Raw genomic sequence first — 17,221 nt, 5'->3', positions numbered from 1 at the left:
GGTGATGCGCCCGGCACGGCGGTCGCGGCGGATCGAAACCCCGCTCATCCGAGGCGGCCAGACAAATTCAGCATAGCGGTCATTCTATCCTCTGAAGCAGAAAAAGCCGGGGGGGTAGGGCGCGAATTGTTGCAGATTTCCTACAGCGCGCCACCCCCGAAGCCACGGCGGCGATTTTTCTTCGATGCGGGCGGGCGGCGACTAGGCTGAGGGAGACCGCTCCACATGGCGGCCCTCAGGAGCCCGAGGACATGACGCAGATCACCAACCCCTCTCCCAATCTCTACAACGAGGATCTGGCCCCGGCGCAGGAACGCCGCTGGGGCGCGTTCTCGATCTTCAACGTCTGGACCTCGGACGTCCATAGCCTCTGGGGCTATTATCTGGCGGCCAGCCTGTTCCTGCTGTGCGGCAGCCTGATGAACTTCGTGCTGGCCATCGGGATCGGCAGTCTGGTGATCTATGCGCTGATGCAGATGGTGGGACTGGCGGGGGTGCGCACCGGCGTGCCCTTTCCGGTTCTGGCACGCGCCAGCTTCGGCACCTTTGGCGCCAATGTCCCGGCGCTGGTGCGCGCCATCGTCGCCTGCTTCTGGTATGGCGCACAGACCTCGGCCGCCTCGGGCGCCATCGTGGCGCTGCTCTTGCGCAACCCGGCCATGCTGGAGTTCCACCAGACCAGCCATATGCTGGGCCATTCGACGCTGGAGCTGATCTGCTATGTCGCCGTCTGGACGGCGCAACTGCTGATCATCCAGAACGGCATGGAGACCGTGCGCAAATTCCAGGACTGGGCGGGGCCGGCGGTCTGGCTCGCCATGCTGCTGCTGGCGGTCTATCTGGTGGTCAAATCCGGCACCATCAGCTTTGGCGGCGAGATCCCGCAAGAGGTGCTGCTCGAGGCCACGCGCGAGGCCGGCGTTCCCGGCACGCCGGGCAGTTTCGTCACGCTGACGGCGGTGGCGGCGACCTGGATCACCTATTTCGCGGCGCTCTATTTGAATTTCTGCGACTTCTCGCGCTACGCCACTGACGAGGCCGCCCTGCGCCGGGGCAATGCCTGGGGCCTGCCGGTGAACCTTTTGGCCTTTTGCCTGGTCGCGGGCGTGACCACCACGGCCGCCTGGCATGTCTATGGCGAGGTGCTGCTGCATCCCGACCAGATCAGCGCGAAATTCGACAGCGTGTTTCTGGCGGTGCTGGCGGCGGCGACTTTCGCCATTGCAACGCTCGGCATTAACGTTGTGGCGAACTTCGTTTCGGCCGCCTTTGACTTCTCGAACACCATCCCCAAACACATCAGCTTCAAGCGCGGCGGCTTCATCGCGGCAGCGATTGCGCTGGTGCTTTACCCTTGGGCACCCTGGGAAACCAATGCCACGCATTTCGTGAACTTCATCGGCTCGACCATGGGGCCGATCTTTGGGATCATGATGGTGGATTACTACCTGATCCGCAAAGGCGTGGTGGATGTGAACGCGCTTTATCAGGAGCATGGCGAATTCCGCTTCCAGAACGGCTGGCACATCAAGGCGTTCATCGCCTTCGGCATCGGCATGGTGTTCAGCTCGATCCTGCCCACGTTCACCAGCCTTCTGCCCAGCTGGTGGGGGACCTATGGCTGGTTCTTCGGTGTGCTGATCGGCGGCGGCAGTTATTTCCTGCTGCGCGCCACGGATCGCTGAAGCCGGACCGCGCCCGGCTTCTTTCGTGCTTAAATATCCCGGGGGGTGCGTTTGCCGCACCCCGTCGAGGGGTGAGGCAAACGCGGGGGGCAGAGCCCCCCAAGCCGCCCCAGCCGTCAGTCCATCGCCTTGAAGTTCAGCGCGACCCCGTCCTTGATCCCCGAGAACCAGCGCGCCGTCACCGTCTTGGTCTTGGTGTAGAAGCGGAAAGCATCCGGGCCATACTGGTTCAGGTCGCCAAAAGCCGATTTCTTCCAGCCGCCGAAGGAGTAATAGCTCAGCGGCACCGGGATCGGGAAGTTGATGCCGACCATGCCAACATTGACCCGGCTGGCGAAATCGCGCGCCGTGTCGCCATCGGCGGTAAAGATCGCCGTGCCGTTGCCATAGTCATTGTCCATGACCAGCTTCAGCGCCTCGTCATAGCTTTGCGTGCGGACCTGGCTCAGCACCGGGCCAAAGATCTCTTCCTTGTAGATCTCCATCTCCGGCGTCACGCGGTCAAAGAGCGACGGGCCGCAGAAAAAGCCGTTCTCATAGCCCTGGATCTTCAGCCCGCGGCCGTCGACCACCAGATCGGCGCCCTGATCGACGCCCGAGGCGATCAGCCGGTTGATGCGGTCCTGCGAGGCCTTGGTGATGACCGGGCCGAAATCCACGTCATCGCCAGCGGTATAGGGACCGACTTTCAGCTTTTCGATCTTCGGCACCAGCCGTTCGATCAGCGCATCGGCGGTCTTGTCGCCCACCGGCACCGCGACCGAGATCGCCATGCAGCGTTCGCCCGCAGCCCCGAAGCCCGCGCCGATCAGCGCATCCGCCGCCTTGTCCATATCGGCATCGGGCATGATGATCATGTGGTTCTTGGCGCCGCCGAAGCATTGCGCGCGCTTGCCGTTCGACGCGGCGCGGCCATAGATATATTGCGCGATCGGGGTCGAGCCGACAAAGCCCACCGCCTGGATCACGTCATGGTCCAGAATGGCGTCGACGATCTCCTTGTCGCCGTTCACCACCTGCAACACGCCATCGGGCAGCCCGGCCTCTTGCGCCAGTTTCGCCAGCGCCAGCGAGGTCGAGGGCACGCGCTCGGACGGTTTCAGGATCATCGCATTACCCGAGGCCAGCGCCGGGCCCATCTTCCACAGCGGGATCATGGCCGGGAAGTTGAAGGGCGTGATGCCCGCGACCACGCCCAGCGGCTGGCGCATGGAATAAAGGTCGATGCCGGGGCCGCCATTGTCGGTGAATTCGCCCTTCAGCATCGCAGGCGCGCCCATGCAGACCTCGATCACCTCAAGCCCGCGCTGCACGTCGCCCTTGGCGTCGGGCAGGGTCTTGCCATGCTCGCGCGAGACCAGCTCGGCCAGCATGTCCATGTTCTCGTTGATAAGCTGGCCGAATTTCATCATCACCCGCGCGCGGCGCTGCGGGTTGGTGGCGGCCCAGGCCACCTGCGCCTTTGCGGCGCTCTGGATCGCGGCGTCCAGCTCGGCCGGGGTGGCCAGCGGCACGCGGGCAATCACCTCGCCGGTGGCGGGGTTATAGACATCCGAAAATCGGCCCGAGGTGCCCTTGACCTCTTTGCCGTCGATCCAATGGCTCAGTTCTTCCATGACAGCCTCCCCATATGTGCTTGGCGCAGACCATAGACTTGCAGCATTGCGGAAAAAAGAGGAAGTCTGGCAAAAGCGTTTTGCATTATTGCAAAGGAAACCACGATGGACTGGGACGACCTGCGCATCTTTCTGGCCGTCGCGCGCGAGGACAGCCTGTCCGGGGCCGGTCGCCGGCTGGGCATCGATGCCTCGACCGTGGGCCGGCGCGTGGCGCGGCTGGAACAGGCGCTGGGGGCCAAGCTCTTCGACAAGACGCCGCAGGGCTACGGCCTTGCCCCCGAGGGCGAGCGGCTGCTGCCCCATGCCGAGGCGGTCGAGCTGGCGCTGTCCGGCGCGCGCGAGTCGCTGTCCGGGCCGGGCGAGCTGACCGGGCAGATCCGCATCGGCGCCCCGGATGGCTGCGCCAACTACCTGTTGCCGCAGGTCTGCGCCCGGCTCTGCGAGACCCACCCCGAGCTGGAGATCCAGATCGTCGCCCTGCCGCGCGTCTTCAACCTCTCCAAGCGCGAGGCCGATATGGCCATCGCCGTGTCCCAGCCGCAGGCCGGGCGGCAGGTGGTGCAGCGGCTGACCGATTACCGCCTGCATCTGGCCGCGCATGAGGATTACCTGCGCGAGCACCCGCCGATCCGCTCGCGCGCCGATCTGCGCGGGCACCGCATGATCGGCTATATCGCCGACATGATCTTTGACCGCGAGCTGGATTATCTGGCCGAAACCGGCGTCGACCGGGCGCAGCTGACCTCGAATTCGGTCTCGGTGCAGATGCAGGCGATCCGGGCCGGCGCGGGCTTGGGCATCGTGCATGATTTCGCGCTGCCCTTCTGTCCGGGCGTGCGGCGCATCCTGACGGCCGAGCTGTCGCTGACCCGCAGCTTCTGGCTGATCCGGCATCAGGATGACCGCCGTTCGCAGCGAATGAACCGGCTGGCCGACGCGCTGGCCCAGGGCATCCGCGCCGAAGTGTCGCGGTTGCAATCCATTCTCGCGATTGACGAAACCCCCGCCCAAGAGCCCACTTGACGCAAGGCGTGGTTGCGGTGACGCTGGGGGGCAGGCAGCACGACGCCAGCCCTAACGGAGGAGAAGCCCATGCTTGTGAACCAGATCCTGTCGATGAAGCAAAGCGGCGCGATCTTCACCGTCGCCCCGACTGCCAGCGTGGCCGATGCCGCCCGCCTGCTGTCGGAAAAGCGCATCGGTGCGATCGTGGTGTCCGAGGATGGCAAGGTGCCGCTGGGCATCCTGTCCGAGCGCGACATCGTGCGCGAACTGGGCCGGCGCGGCGCCGCCGTGCTGGACCTGCCGATCAGCGAGCTGATGACGCGCAAGCTTGCGACCTGCACCACCGGCGAGGACGCGCTTGCGATCCTTGAGCGCATGACCGAAGGGCGGTTCCGCCACCTGCCGGTGGTCGACGAGAACGGCCATATGCTGGGCATCGTCTCGATCGGCGATGCGGTCTCGGGCCGGCTGAAGGAACTCCATGCCGAGAAAGAGGCGCTGACCGGCATGATCATGGGCAATTAGGCCCGGTCGCTCACCGCGCAGGGCAGGGGGAAACATGGCGTAGCCCCTTGCCTTCATGCGGGAAAACCTGTTTCGCTGCGCAGGCTGTGCAGAGGAGTGACTGGTATGCGGATCGGGCTTTATCCCGGCACTTTCGACCCGATCACGCTGGGGCATCTGGATATCATCCAGCGCGCCATGGCCTTGGTCGACCGGCTGGTGATCGGTGTGGCGATCAACCGCGACAAGGGGCCGCTGTTTTCGCTGGATGAGCGGGTCGAGATGGTGCGCCGCGAATGCGCCGCCGTCACCGACAGCGTCGGCGGCGAAATTCTGGTGCATCCGTTCGAGAACCTGCTGATCGACTGCGCCCGCGACGTGGGCGCCGGGGTGATCATCCGCGGGCTGCGGGCGGTGGCGGATTTCGAATATGAATTCCAGATGGTGGGCATGAACCGCGCGCTGGATTCCAGCATCGAGACGGTTTTCCTGATGGCCGACGCCCGGCGGCAGGCCATCGCCTCGAAACTGGTCAAGGAAATCGCCCGGCTGGGCGGCGATGTCAGCAAATTCGTGCCACCGGCGGTCAATGACGCCTTGGTCGGACGCCTGCGTGGCTAGCCGGGCAGGCCGTCAGGCCGGGGCATCTGGAAGGAGAAACCGATGCTTGCTTGCGTGACAACAGCTTGCATGGCCGGCGGTGGCCCGCGCGACCTGCCCATTCCCGACCCCGAGCGGCCGCCACTGCCGGACCCCGCGCCCGATCCGGGCCCGGACCAGCCGCAATCGCGCGCCGGACGCGACTGAAGCGGGCGCGGCCCAGCAGCCAAAGGCGCCATGAAAAAGGGCGGCGCTTGCGCGGCCGCCCGGTCTGGCTTTGCGGAATTTCCGGCCGATCAGCCGCCGACGCGAGGGCCGGTCAGCTTGGGCGTGCCGCCATTGGTCAGCGGGTCTTCCTGACGTTGCACCGAACCCTCGAAATGCGCGCCCGATTCGATGGCGATGGTCTTGTGGATGATGTCGCCCTCGACGCGGGCGGTGGCGGTCAGCCGCACCTTCAGGCCACGGACGCGGCCCACGACGCGGCCATTCACCACCACTTCTTCGGCGACCAGCTCGCCCCGGATGGTGGCGCTTTCGCCGACGGTCAGCAGATGCGCGCGGATGTCGCCCTCGATCTTGCCCTCGATCTGCACATCGCCTTCGGTCTTGATATTGCCGGTGACCGTCAGGTCCGCCGCCAGAATCGACGGCGCCGTTCGGTTGCGCGATGCGGTCGGCGTGGCGGGCAGATCGTGGCTCGTGTCCGGGCTGTGCGGCGCTTCGGGTTGGATCGCCTGCTGGTTGCGCGGTCCGGGTTCGGTGACACGGGTCTTAGAAAACATTCTGGGCGGCCTTGATGAATGTCATGGGATTGACGGCCGAGCCATTCACGCGGACTTCGTAATGAAGATGCGAGCCGGTCGACCTGCCAGTATTGCCCATAGCACCGATCAGACTGCCGCGCGATATTTTTTGCCCGACCTTGACCTTGATTTTCGACAGGTGGCCGTAGCGGGTTTCGGTGCCCAGCTCGTGCTCGATCTTGATCAGATTGCCATAGCCGCTTTGCCAGCCGGCCCAGGTCACGGTGCCATCGGCGGTGGCATAGACCGGCGTACCGACCGGACCGGCCATGTCGATGCCCTCATGCGCGCGGCCCCAGCGACGGCCAAAGGGCGAGGTATAGCGAAAGGCGCTGTTCAGCGGCATCGCCAGCGGCATCTTTTCGACCGCGATGCGATAGCTGTTGATCTTGTCCAGCGTGATCAGGATTTCCTTGGCCTTCGCCTCATCCTCGCCGATGGCGGCATCGCCGCTGGATGAATAGCTGATCGGGTTCAGCGGCCCGCCCTCGCCGGAATAGCCGGAGCGGATGGTGCTCAGCACCTTTTCCGGGTTCATGCCGACATTGCGGAACATATCGTCCAGCGGCTTGACCGAAATGGTGACGGCGTCTTCCAGCTGCGACAGCACCTCGTCATTGCGGGCGACGATCTGGTCGCGCTCCAGCGTGACGGCCTGTGCGGTGCGGCGCGCGTCCTCGGCCTCCTTGACCGCCTGACTGCGGTCCGAGGCGGATTTCTTCAGCTCGGTCGACAGGATGTCCAGTGCCGCCTGCAATTCGGCGGTGCGCGCGACCGGCGGCTGGCCCGAGGCTGCAACCTCGGCCTTGGCCGCATCGCGGTCCTTGGTGGCGCTGGCCAGATTGGCCTGCACGATGCCAAGCCCGGTTTCGATCTCGCGGCGGCTGGCGTCGGATTCCAGCAGCCGCGATTGCATGGCCGACACTTCCTGCATCGCCACGGCATAGCGGTTCTGGGCGGCGGCGGCCTCGGCGGCGCGGCTGTCGCGCTCGGCCGACAGATCCGCCAGCCGGGCCTCGAACGCCTCTTGCGAGCGGCGGGCCTCATCGCGCGAGCCATGCGCGCTGACCGCATCCATGGCCAGGATCGAGCTGGCGATGATCGCCCAGCCAAAGACCACGGCGGTGCCGCCAAGGCCCACGAGCTGGGTCATCGGGCTAAGACGCACAAAGCGGGTCGATTGGTCCGATTTCAGGAACAGGCGCTGCTCTGGCAGCCAACGCTCGAGCACCGAATTCAGGCTATGAGTGATCCGCAATGTCCCTGATCCATGTTGGTTGCTACGCCTCGCGCCTGGCAGTGGCGGGCGCGGCTGGCGTTCATAAATCCGAGCTGTGCTCAAAGCGCAACAAGGCAGGAATAATTGCATGGGGAATGGGCGGATTGATGCCGAACATTGCATGTTGCGCAAGTGGGTTTTCGCCACTCCTCGCCGCGCGGGGCCAGCGTTCGGGGCCTTCGATTTTCCAGATTTCGCGGCCAAGCGGCGGGGCCTGCGCGAAAAATTCGCAGGCGGGCAGGGTGGGAAATCCCCAAGGTTGCATCCTGTCCGCCATGTTCTCTTTGCATCATCCTTGGGCAGTCGCATCGGCGTTCCGGCCCCGCCGGGCAAGAATCGCCCATGCCCGGACGATGCGCCGGCTTACGAAAACTCGTAGGGCAAGGGGCCGGGGCGGTCCTGTCCGATGCGGATATGACGGTCGATCGGCGGCACCGAGCGCTGGTGGCAGTTTGGCCGCGGACAGATCCGGCACGAGACGCCGATCGGTTCGAACAGCGCCGGGTTCGACAGGTCCAGCCCGTCGGAATAGACCAGATCGCGGGCATGGCTGACCTCGCAGCCCAGCCCGATGGCAAAGCGGCGCACCGGTGCGCCAAAGGCCCCCGCCGGTTTCGACACGTCGCGCGCCAGCAGCAGATAGCGCTTGTTGTCCGGGGTCTCGGCCAGTTGCCGCAGAAAGCGCCCCGGCGTCTCAAAGGCCTGATGCACGTTCCACAGCGGGCAGGCGCCGCCAAAGCGCGCGAATTGCATCCGCGTCGCCGAATGGCGCTTGGTGATGGTGCCGGCCTGATCGACGCGGACGAAAAAGAACGGCAGCCCCCGGTCGCCGCCGCGTTGCAGCGTGGACAGCCGATGCGCCACCTGCTCCAGCGAGGCATGAAACAGATGCGCCAGCCGTTCCAGATCGTGCCGCTCGGCGCGGGCGGCGGCCAGAAACCGGGCATAGGGCATCATCGCCGCGCCGGCAAAGTAATTGGCCAGACCCAGCCGGGCGATCTCGCGCGCCGTCTCGCTGCGGAACCGCGCCAGCTCCAGCGTCGCCTCCAGCAGGTCGCCTCGCGTCTGCAGCGCCAGCAGATGCAGCAGCTGGAACGCCTGCGTCGCAGGCTCTGCCGCCGAGTTCAGCGTGACCCGCGACCCTTCGCGCAGATAGACCGCGCCCGGTCCCATCTCGGCCTGATGCACCTCGATGCCGCAGGCGGCCAGGGCGGCGATGGCGCGGGCCAGCGGCGGCTGTTCGGGGGCGTGCCGGGCGAATTGCTCGGCCGCGCGGTCCACGGCGTCGATGTAATTGTCGCAATAATGGAAAAAGTCGCGGACTTCCTCCCAGGGCGAGGGGGTGACGTTCTGCGCCTCGGCCCCCAGCGCCTCGTCCAGCGCCGCCAGCCGTTCCTGCCCGTCGCGATGCGCGCGATAAAGGTCCAGAAAGGCGCGGGCTAGCGCCGGGGCATTGGTGGCGGCCAGCCGCAGATCGGCCTGCGGCGGCGGCGTGTCAAACAGCGGATCGGCAAGGGCCTCGGCCATGTCGATCACCATGCGCTCGGCATCGCCCACCGCCATCGCACCCAGATCGACCGCGAATTCCGAGGCCAGCCGCAACAGCACCCCCGCCGAGACCGGGCGGTGGTTGTTCTCCATCTGCGACAGATAGGGCAGCGAAACGCCCAGCCGGTCGGCAAAATTGCGCTGCGTCAGCCCGGTGCGGGCCCGCGTCTCGCGCAGTGCGACCCCGGCATAGATCTTTTGAGTGGCCATCGGATGCCCCTGATTTGCAAATCCATCATTAGGCTTTGCAAAGGCCGCCGTGCAAGGGGATCAGCCGCCCAGCAGCCGCCTTTCGCGCCAGATCACCCAAAGCGTGCACAGGATCGACCCGGCCGAAACGCCGGCCATGATCGCCAGCAGCGGCGCCGCGCCGCGATCCTGATGCAGAAAGCTGGCCGCCAGTGCCGCCAGCGCCGCGCCGCCCGAAACCGCCATGGCGCCGCCCAGCCCGCTGGCGGTGCCCGCCAGTTCGGGGCGCACGCTCATCATGCCGGCATTGGCATTGGGCAGCAGCATGCCATTGCCCAGCCCCATGAAGGCCACCGAGCCAAAGAACACCAAGGGCGTCCGCGTGCCGCCCAGATCGGCCAGCAGCGCCATGATCAGGGGCAGGGTGCAGATCACCGCGCCTGCCAGCATCATCCGGTTCATGCCAAAACGGGTCGAGAACCGCGCCGACAGGAAATTGCCCAGCGCATAGCCGACCGAGGGCGCGGCAAACCAATAGCCGACCTCGGATGCCGACAGATGCAGGATCTGCCGCCCGACAAAGGGCGCGCCACCCAGATAGGCGTAAAAGGCGCCCGCGCTCCGCGTCGCAGCCAGCGCATAGCCCCAGAACCGTTGCGAGCGCGCCAGCAGGGGATAGGTGGCGATCTGTTGGCGCAGCGGCACGCCGCCGCCGCGCGCGGTCTCGCCCAGACCGAACCAGCACAGCAGCAGGACGATGCTGCCCAGAACGCCCATGGTCACGAAACTGGCGCGCCAGCCAAAGATCTCGTCAAGGATGCCGCCCAGCGTCGGTGCGATCATCGGCACCAGTGACATGCCCATGGTGGCATAGCCGATCATGCTGGCGGCGCGCTCGGCCGGCACCATGTCACGGATCACCGCGCGGCTCAGCACGAAACCGGTGGTCACCACCGCCTGCGTCAGGCGAAAGGCCAGAAACCAGCCGGCGGTGGGCGCCAGCAATGTGCCAATGGTGGCAAGGACAAAGATCGCAAAGGCGCCAAGGATGACCGGGCGGCGGCCAAAGCGGTCGCTGACCGGCCCGCACAGCAATTGCAGCAAGGCGCTGACCGCCAGAAAGGCCGAGACGGCCAGCTGCATCACCCCGTATTCCACCCCGAAATGCCGCGCCATATCCGGAAGCGAGGGCAGAAAGATGTTCATGGCCAGCGCGCCGGTGCCGGTGATCGCGACCAGTGTGAACAGGCTCGGTGGCCGGGCGGAGGAGGGGATGGGCAAGGACATGGCACTTCATTGCCCTTGCCCGGGCAAAAGGCAACCTGCCGTGCAGGCTGCCGGGGCGTCAGTGCCCCGAGCCGCCGAAATTGTGAAAGATCATGAAGGCGCCAAAGCAGATAAAGCCAAAGCCCAGCGCCGTGTGCCAGGTCAGCCGCTCACCCAGATAGAGCCAGGAAAAGATGACAAAGACCGACAGGCTGATGACCTCCTGAATGGTCTTCAGCTGCGCGGCGTTGAAATGGCCGTAACCGATGCGGTTGGCCGGCACCTGCAGCAGATATTCAAAAAAGGCGATGCCCCAGCTGACCAGCACGACGATGAACAGCGGCGCGGATTTGAACTTCAGATGCCCATACCAGGCAAAGGTCATGAACAGGTTGGATGCGATCAACAACCCAACGGTGACGACCGGAACGGGCAGATTCATTCTTGGCGATCCCAACTACGATGTTTTTCAAGATTGCCAAAGCGTGTGAAGCGGCCCTCGAAGGACAGCTCGACGGTGCCGATGGGGCCGTGGCGCTGCTTGCCCAGAATGACCTCGGCCTTGCCGTGGCAGGATTCCATGATCTGCTGCCAGGCCGCCATCTTGTCAAGTTCGTGGTCGGCGGGCTTTTCGCGCTCGCGATAATATTCCTCGCGGAACACGAACATCACGATATCGGCATCCTGCTCGATCGAGCCGGATTCGCGCAGGTCCGACAGCTGCGGGCGCTTGTCCTCACGGTTCTCGACCTGACGCGACAGCTGCGACAGGGCGATGACGGGAATATCCAGCTCCTTGGCGACGGCCTTCAACCCTTGCGTGATTTCCGAGACCTCGTTGACGCGGCTGTCCTTGGCGGTCGCGGCGCGCAGAAGCTGCAGATAGTCGACGATCAGCAGATCAAGGCCCATGGTCCGCTTCAGCTTGCGCGCCCGGGCCGCCAGCTGGTTGATCGGCAGGGCAGGCGTGTCGTCGATGTAAAGCGGGCAGTTCGACAGATCATGCGCGGCCTGCACAAAGCGGCGGAACTCGTCCTCAGTCATGTCACCGCGCCGGATCGCCTCGCTCGGCACCTCGGCGGCTTCGGACAGGATACGGGCCGCCAGCTGCTCGGCCGACATCTCCAGACTGAAAAAGCCGACGACGCCCCCTTCGACCGTGCCGGTGGTGCCGTCGGTCAGCGCGCCGCGCTTGTGCACCTTGGCGACGTTGAAGGCGATGTTGGTTGCGAGCGAGGTTTTCCCCATCGAGGGCCGTCCGGCGAGGATGATCAGGTCCGAGCGGTTCAACCCGCCCATCTTGCCATCCAGATCGATGAGCCCGGTCGAAATCCCCGACAGCCCGCCGCCCCGGCTGAAGGCGGCATTGGCGGCCTCCAGAGCGCCGGTGACGGCCGAAAGAAAGCTCTGGAACCCGCGCTCGGCCACGCCCTGCTCGGCCAGCTTGTAAAGCGTCTGCTCCGCTTCCTTGATCTGATCCTCAGCGGACTCATTGACCGAAACCGTGGTCGCGCGGGCGGCGATGTCATGGCCCAGCGTGATCAGATCGCGGCGCAGCGCGAATTCGCGAATCATCTGTGCATAATCGCGCGCCGCATGCGGCGAGATCGCCGCCCCCGCCAGCCGCGCCAGATAGGCCGGTCCGCCGAGCTCCTTCAGCCCGGCGTCGTTCTCCATGAAGGCCTTGATGGTGACCGGACTTGCCAAGGCGTTTTTGCCGATGCGCGAGACGCAGATGTCATAGATCCGGCGATGCACCGGGTCATAGAAATGCTCGGGCTTGATGATGCGCGAAACGTGGTCATAGACCTCGTTGTTGGTCAACAGCGTCCCCAGCAATTGCTGCTCGGCCTCGATCGAGAACGGCACCGCCTGGGCGGCGGCCGCCTCGGCGATTTCACTGGGTTTCCTGATTTCGACGGCGCGCAGCTCGCTCATCCCGTGATGCTCCGGATGTTCGACATGGGTGGCCCCTTATCCTCCGTCCGGCCCGCAAGGTAAATCGGGATATCGTGGACAAGCGGTGGATGGACCCCGGCGCCCGGCCGTTGGCGCGCTTGCATGGGTATTTGTGAAATGGTGAAAATCACAGGCAGGCGCGCAAATTCACCATTTTCCAAATACCCATGCGGCCGTGCCAACCGCGCCGGGGGTGGGGTCAGTGATGGGCCGCTTGCCAGGCGCGCGGGTCGGTCAGGAAGCGCTCGACTTCGGCCAGCGTTTCCTTGTCGTAGAAGCCCTGCGCCTTGGCTTCGGCCAACACGTCCCACCATGTGCACAGATGATGCAGTTTCACACCGTGGTCGGCGAGGCGCTGCGTGGTTTCGGGGAAGATGTCGTAATAGAAGATCACCGCCGTATGGGCGCAGGTGGCGCCGGTGTCGCGGATCGCATCGACGAAGCTCAGCTTCGAGCCGCCGTCGGTGGTCAGGTCCTCGACCAGCAGCACGCGCTGGCCCTCGGACATGGCGCCTTCGATACGGGCATTGCGGCCGTAGCCCTTGGGCTTCTTGCGCACATAGGTCATCGGCAGTTCCAGCCGCTCGGCCACCAGCGCGGCAAAGGGGATGCCCGCCGTCTCGCCGCCGGCGATATTGTCGAAGGCGTCGAAGCCCGCGTCGCGCAGCACGGTCGCCGCCATGAAGTCCATCAGCGTCGAGCGGATGCGCGGAAAGCTGATCAGCTTGCGGCAGTCGATATAGGTCGGCCCCTTCAGGCCCGAGGCATAGGTGAAGGGCTCGGTGGCGTTGAAATGCACGGCCTTGATTTCCAGCAGCATGCGGGCGGTCAGGCGGGCGATTTCCTCGCGCGGGGGAAAGGGCAGGGTCATGCGGGATCCTCGACATGCCAGAGAAGCGGGAAGCCGGGATCGAAAACGGTCACCGTCTCGGCGCCGGCGGGGATATGGGTCGGATAGAGGGCCGGCGCGTCGCGCTTGACCAGCCGGATGTGATCTTCGTTCGGCGGCAGGCGATAGAAGGCCGGGCCGTTGAGCGAGGTGAAACCTTCCAGCCGCTCCAGGGCGCCGTCCTCGTCAAAGACCTGCGCAAGGATCGACATGGTGTTCGGCGCGGTAAAGCAGCCGGCGCAGCCGCAGGCCGATTCCTTGGCCTTGTCCGGGTGCGGCGCCGAGTCGGTGCCGAGGAAGAAGCGGTCGTCGCCCGAGGTCGCGGCCCGGCGCAGCGCCAGCCGGTGGGTTTCGCGCTTGGCGACGGGCAGGCAGTAGTAATGCGGCCGGATGCCGCCGGCGAGGATGTGGTTGCGGTTGATGACCAGATGATGCGTCGTGATCGTCGCGCCCATGTCGCGCTGGCTCATCACGTAATCGACCCCGTCAGCGGTGGTGATATGTTCCATCACCACGCGCAGGCCGGGTGTCGCGCGCCGCACCGGGTCCAGCACACGCTCGATGAAGGCGGCCTCGCGGTCAAAGATGTCCACCGTCGGATCGGTGACCTCGCCATGCATGCACAGCGGCACGCCGGCCTCGGCCATCGCTTCCAGCACCGGGCGCACCTTGTCGAAATCGCGCACACCCGAGGCCGAATTGGTCGTGGCCCCCGCGGGATACAGCTTGACCGCCGTGATGATTCCCGCCGCATGGGCGGCAACCAGATCCGCCGGATCGGTGCCTTCGGTCAGGTAGAGCGTCATCAGCGGACGCAACGTCACATCGGCCGGCAAAGCCGCCAGGATGCGGTCGCGATAGGCTGCGGCCTGTGCTCCGGTGACCACAGGGGGCACCAGGTTCGGCATGATGATGGCACGGCCGAAATGTCTGGAATATGATGCCACTGCAGCCAGCATCTCGCCATCGCGCAGATGCAGGTGCCAGTCGTCGGGGCGTCTGATCGTCAGGGTTTGGGTCATGATGTCGCTGTATAACGGGCCGGCGCGGCCGGGAATAGTCTGCGCGCTGTGCTAAAGGATGACTTGGCAAACCGGAAGTGATGTTTGAGTGTTTGTTCCCCAATGCCGCAGCCCCCAGGAGTTTCTATGAACGGAATGATGTTCAACTTTGCCAGCCTGCAAGCGCCGCTGGTCCTTTGGCAGCAGATGACGCAGATGGCGTTTGAGGCGCAGATGGTGATCGCGATGCGCACGGCTGGAATGCTTGGTCTGGTCAAGCAGGATTCGGACGAGTCGACGCGTATGGTGATCGAAAAGGCCGATGCCGCCTCCGAGGCCGTCCATGCCGCCTTGCGCGCCGCCGGCCGTGGCCAGCGTGCCGATCAGGTCATGGCCGCCGCCCTGCGTCCCTATCGCCGGCGCACCAAGGCCAATGTCAAACGCCTGACGGCAGCAAAGTGACATCGCCACCGGATCGGCCACGCCGCAGATCGGTTAGGTGATCCGCGACATGCGAAACGCGCCCCGATCGGGGCGCGTTCGGTATTTCCCAGATCCGGGCGTCGATCAGATCAGCTTGCCCATCGCCACGGCGGTATCCGACATGCGGTTCGAGAAACCCCATTCGTTGTCATACCAGGTCAGGATGCGGCAGAGCTTGCCTTCCATGACCTTGGTCTGATCCATGTGGAAGACCGAGGAATGGCTGTCATGGTTGAAGTCCGACGAGACCAGCGGCTCTTCGGTATAGCCGAGAATGCCTTTCAGCGGGCCGTCGGCCGCGGCTTTGATCGCGGCGTTGATCTCGGCGACCGAGGTGTCGCGGGCGGCTTCGAACACCAGATCGACGACCGAGACGTTCGGGGTCGGTACGCGGATCGCGACGCCGTCCAGACGGCCCTTCAGTTCCGGCAGCACCAGACCCACGGCCTTGGCGGCCCCGGTCGAGGTCGGGATCATCGACAGCGCGGCGGCGCGGGCGCGATACAGATCCTTGTGCATGGTGTCCAGCGTCGGCTGGTCGCCGGTGTAGCTGTGGATCGTGGTCATGAAGCCGCGCGCGATGCCGATCGAATCGTTCAACACCTTGGCGACCGGCGACAGGCAGTTGGTGGTGCAGCTGGCGTTCGAGACGACGATGTCATCCTTGGTCAGCGTGTTGTCGTTCACGCCAAAGACGATGGTCTTGTCGGCGTTCTCGCCCGGGGCCGAGATCAGCACACGTTTCGCGCCGGTCGACAGATGCGCCTGAACCTTGTCCTTCGAGGTGAAAAGGCCGGTGCATTCCATGATGACGTCGATGTCGCCCCAGGGCAGTTCGGCCGGGTTGCGAATCGCGGTGACCTTGATCGGGCCACGGCCCACGTCGATGGTATCGCCCGAGACGGTCACTTTCGCCGGAAAACGGCCATGGACCGAATCGTAGCGCAGCAGATGCGCGTTGGTTTCCACGGGGCCAAGGTCGTTGATCGCGACCACCTCGATATCATTGCGCCCCGATTCGATGATCGCGCGCAGCACGTTCCGACCGATACGGCCAAAGCCGTTGATCGCCACCTTGACAGCCATGGGGTTCCTCCGCCGCTGATGAAGTTGCGTGCTGCTGATAGCCCCGAAATGCCGGGGATTGCAAATGGCACGATCGGCTTTTGCGCCGAAAGTTTATCCTGCCAAGCTGTTAGCGCCAGAAATCCGCCCAAGGGCCGCAGGCGGGCCTCACTGGTCGCAGATCTCTTGCAGCGCCGCCCAGTCGCGGTCTGTAAGGATCCGCCGTGGCTCGGCGGTGCGGAAGGGATCGGCCTCGATCAGGCCCAGCACCGCCTCGCCGGTCGGGTCCAGCGCGCGGGCATAGGGCTCGCTCGACACGCCGGCGCGGGCGAAATAGCCCAGCAGGGTCTCGTCCTCGGGGGGGGGCGGCAGCCGCGACAGCAGCCTTTCGCCATAGCCGGCCAGCGACTGGCGCGGCAGGTTGCCCTTGGTCAGCAGATGAAAGGTGGCGCGCGGCCCGGCATAGCGCAGCGCATCCAGCAGCGGGTCGGTTTCCAGCGCCACCGCCTGCGCCGACAGGATATGGCCGGCGGTGACCTCGGGCGTGGCCTCGCCCTCGACCAGATCCTCGCCGATGATGGTAATGGGGCCGGGCAGGCGGCGGGCGCCATGCAGCACGGTGGGCAGCACGGCGATTTCGGCATCCGGGCCGATCAGCCGGCCGGCCAGCTTGCCGCGCACCATGTCGCCGGCCGGGCGCGAACAGGCGCTGCCGGTGGATTTCTCGATCTCGTCCAGAATCATGCGCCCGATCTCGGCGCGCTGCGCCGGCGGCGCGATGTCGGCGGCATGGCGCACCAGCGCCGGCGGCACCCAGAACACCGCCAGCGTCAGCATGGCCGCCGCTGCACCCAGCATCAGCCCGTTGCGCAGCCGCCCGCGTGAAGGCTTGCTGGCCTCGATGGCGCGATGCACCTTTTCGATCGCCGCCATCATCAGCTCATCATCGACTTCGAGCATTTCGGGATCGTCGGGGCCGGGGGCATATTGCGCCGGTTGCCGGCCGGGGTTCAGCCGGATCACCGCCGGCAGCGACCAATGCGACAGCGGCATTTCCGAGCGCGGATCGGCCAGGACCAGCGTCGCATCGCCGAACGAGACGATGACCTCGCGCAGCGCCGCCGTCGGCGTTTCGCGCCAATGGCCGGCCGCTTCGAGCCGTTGATATTGGTTCAGCGCCGTCATTCTTGCGCCACGCGCCCCCAGCTGGACGAATTTTAGCATAGCCCGTCGCGGTTTAGCGTCAATTGATGCAGGCGGGTCGGCTTCGTTTTTAGCGGGGATGCCAGCGCGCGAAAGGGGGAAATCGCGCGCAGGCTGTAT

General features: G+C 65.4%; 19 protein-coding genes. 7 read left to right on the top strand and 12 right to left on the bottom strand.

All coding sequences use genetic code 11. The features are described from left to right. Positions 1-210, top strand: a 210-nt coding sequence (locus tag GL279_RS19290; RefSeq protein ID WP_211371350.1) for a hypothetical protein, incomplete at its 5' end; no start/stop codon positions are given. 41 nt (positions 211-251) lie between these two features. Beyond that, positions 252-1,685: an NCS1 family nucleobase:cation symporter-1 gene (locus GL279_RS16630; RefSeq protein WP_155065748.1), complete on the top strand. Its 1,434-nt coding sequence runs from the start codon at positions 252-254 to the stop codon at positions 1,683-1,685. 116 nt (positions 1,686-1,801) lie between these two features. Here GL279_RS16630 and GL279_RS16625 read toward each other — a convergent pair whose 3' ends face one another. Beyond that, the gene (locus GL279_RS16625) at positions 1,802-3,301 is read right to left on the bottom strand and encodes a CoA-acylating methylmalonate-semialdehyde dehydrogenase (protein ID WP_155065747.1); all 1,500 of its coding nucleotides are present in this window, start codon (positions 3,299-3,301) and stop codon (positions 1,802-1,804) included. Positions 3,302-3,406: 105 nt separating this feature from the next. Here GL279_RS16625 and GL279_RS16620 point away from each other — a divergent pair, with 105 nt between their 5' ends. From GL279_RS16620 to GL279_RS19170, 4 genes are all read left to right on the top strand, one after another. Continuing rightward, positions 3,407-4,327 (top strand): LysR family transcriptional regulator, encoded by a 921-nt coding sequence (locus GL279_RS16620; RefSeq protein WP_155065746.1) that lies wholly within the window; start codon positions 3,407-3,409, stop codon positions 4,325-4,327. A 69-nt stretch (positions 4,328-4,396) separates the two neighbouring features. Next, complete coding sequence (locus GL279_RS16615; protein ID WP_155065745.1) at positions 4,397-4,834, top strand: CBS domain-containing protein; 438 nt, start codon at positions 4,397-4,399, stop codon at positions 4,832-4,834. Between the two features lie 105 nt (positions 4,835-4,939). Then, positions 4,940-5,434 carry a pantetheine-phosphate adenylyltransferase gene (gene coaD, locus GL279_RS16610; RefSeq protein ID WP_155065744.1) on the top strand — a complete coding sequence of 165 codons (495 nt, stop codon included), beginning with the start codon at positions 4,940-4,942 and terminating at the stop codon, positions 5,432-5,434. A 42-nt stretch (positions 5,435-5,476) separates the two neighbouring features. Continuing rightward, positions 5,477-5,620 carry a hypothetical protein gene (locus tag GL279_RS19170; protein WP_170294007.1) on the top strand — a complete coding sequence of 48 codons (144 nt, stop codon included), beginning with the start codon at positions 5,477-5,479 and terminating at the stop codon, positions 5,618-5,620. 89 nt (positions 5,621-5,709) lie between these two features. Here GL279_RS19170 and GL279_RS16605 read toward each other — a convergent pair whose 3' ends face one another. The 9 genes from GL279_RS16605 to pyrC all read right to left on the bottom strand — a co-directional run bounded on the left by GL279_RS16605 (position 5,710) and on the right by pyrC (position 14,371). Then, positions 5,710-6,198, bottom strand: coding sequence for a bactofilin family protein (locus tag GL279_RS16605; protein WP_155065743.1), 489 nt, complete (start codon positions 6,196-6,198; stop codon positions 5,710-5,712). Beyond that, a complete protein-coding gene (locus tag GL279_RS16600; RefSeq protein ID WP_155065742.1) occupies positions 6,188-7,477 on the bottom strand; it encodes a M23 family metallopeptidase in 1,290 nt (429 codons plus the stop codon). The genes GL279_RS16605 and GL279_RS16600 overlap by 11 nt, the downstream gene beginning before the upstream one ends. Positions 7,478-7,538: 61 nt before the next feature. After that, positions 7,539-7,775 (bottom strand): hypothetical protein, encoded by a 237-nt coding sequence (locus GL279_RS16595; RefSeq protein WP_155065741.1) that lies wholly within the window; start codon positions 7,773-7,775, stop codon positions 7,539-7,541. A gap of 86 nt (positions 7,776-7,861) precedes the next feature. Beyond that, positions 7,862-9,256, bottom strand: a complete 1,395-nt coding sequence (locus tag GL279_RS16590) for a helix-turn-helix domain-containing protein (protein WP_155065740.1) — start codon at positions 9,254-9,256, stop codon at positions 7,862-7,864. 60 nt (positions 9,257-9,316) lie between these two features. Next, positions 9,317-10,522 carry a multidrug effflux MFS transporter gene (locus tag GL279_RS16585; RefSeq protein ID WP_155065739.1) on the bottom strand — a complete coding sequence of 402 codons (1,206 nt, stop codon included), beginning with the start codon at positions 10,520-10,522 and terminating at the stop codon, positions 9,317-9,319. Positions 10,523-10,580: 58 nt separating this feature from the next. Further along, positions 10,581-10,943: a DMT family protein gene (locus tag GL279_RS16580; protein WP_155065738.1), complete on the bottom strand. Its 363-nt coding sequence runs from the start codon at positions 10,941-10,943 to the stop codon at positions 10,581-10,583. Then, positions 10,940-12,439: a replicative DNA helicase gene (locus GL279_RS16575; protein WP_155065737.1), complete on the bottom strand. Its 1,500-nt coding sequence runs from the start codon at positions 12,437-12,439 to the stop codon at positions 10,940-10,942. Before GL279_RS16575 ends, GL279_RS16580 begins: the two co-directional genes overlap by 4 nt. A 220-nt stretch (positions 12,440-12,659) precedes the next feature. Then, a complete protein-coding gene (locus tag GL279_RS16570; protein WP_155065736.1) occupies positions 12,660-13,331 on the bottom strand; it encodes an orotate phosphoribosyltransferase in 672 nt (223 codons plus the stop codon). After that, on the bottom strand, positions 13,328-14,371 hold the full coding sequence (pyrC, locus tag GL279_RS16565) for a dihydroorotase (RefSeq protein ID WP_155065735.1): 1,044 nt from the start codon (positions 14,369-14,371) through the stop codon (positions 13,328-13,330). The genes GL279_RS16570 and pyrC overlap by 4 nt, the downstream gene beginning before the upstream one ends. 126 nt (positions 14,372-14,497) lie before the next feature. On the opposite strand from pyrC, the gene GL279_RS16560 reads away from it, so the two are divergent. Then, positions 14,498-14,812 carry an antibiotic ABC transporter gene (locus tag GL279_RS16560; RefSeq protein WP_155065734.1) on the top strand — a complete coding sequence of 105 codons (315 nt, stop codon included), beginning with the start codon at positions 14,498-14,500 and terminating at the stop codon, positions 14,810-14,812. 105 nt (positions 14,813-14,917) lie between these two features. Here the strand turns inward: GL279_RS16560 and gap are convergent, their stop codons facing one another. After that, positions 14,918-15,919 (bottom strand): type I glyceraldehyde-3-phosphate dehydrogenase, encoded by a 1,002-nt coding sequence (gap, locus tag GL279_RS16555; RefSeq protein WP_155065733.1) that lies wholly within the window; start codon positions 15,917-15,919, stop codon positions 14,918-14,920. A gap of 147 nt (positions 15,920-16,066) precedes the next feature. Further along, complete coding sequence (locus GL279_RS16550) at positions 16,067-17,083, bottom strand: hypothetical protein (protein ID WP_155065732.1); 1,017 nt, start codon at positions 17,081-17,083, stop codon at positions 16,067-16,069. Positions 17,084-17,221 lie beyond the last annotated feature (138 nt).

Source organism: Paracoccus limosus (genome assembly GCF_009711185.1).
Taxonomy (GTDB): domain Bacteria; phylum Pseudomonadota; class Alphaproteobacteria; order Rhodobacterales; family Rhodobacteraceae; genus Paracoccus; species Paracoccus limosus.
The sequence above is the reverse complement of the archived record's forward strand: the minus strand, read 5'-3'. Positions and strand labels throughout refer to the sequence as shown.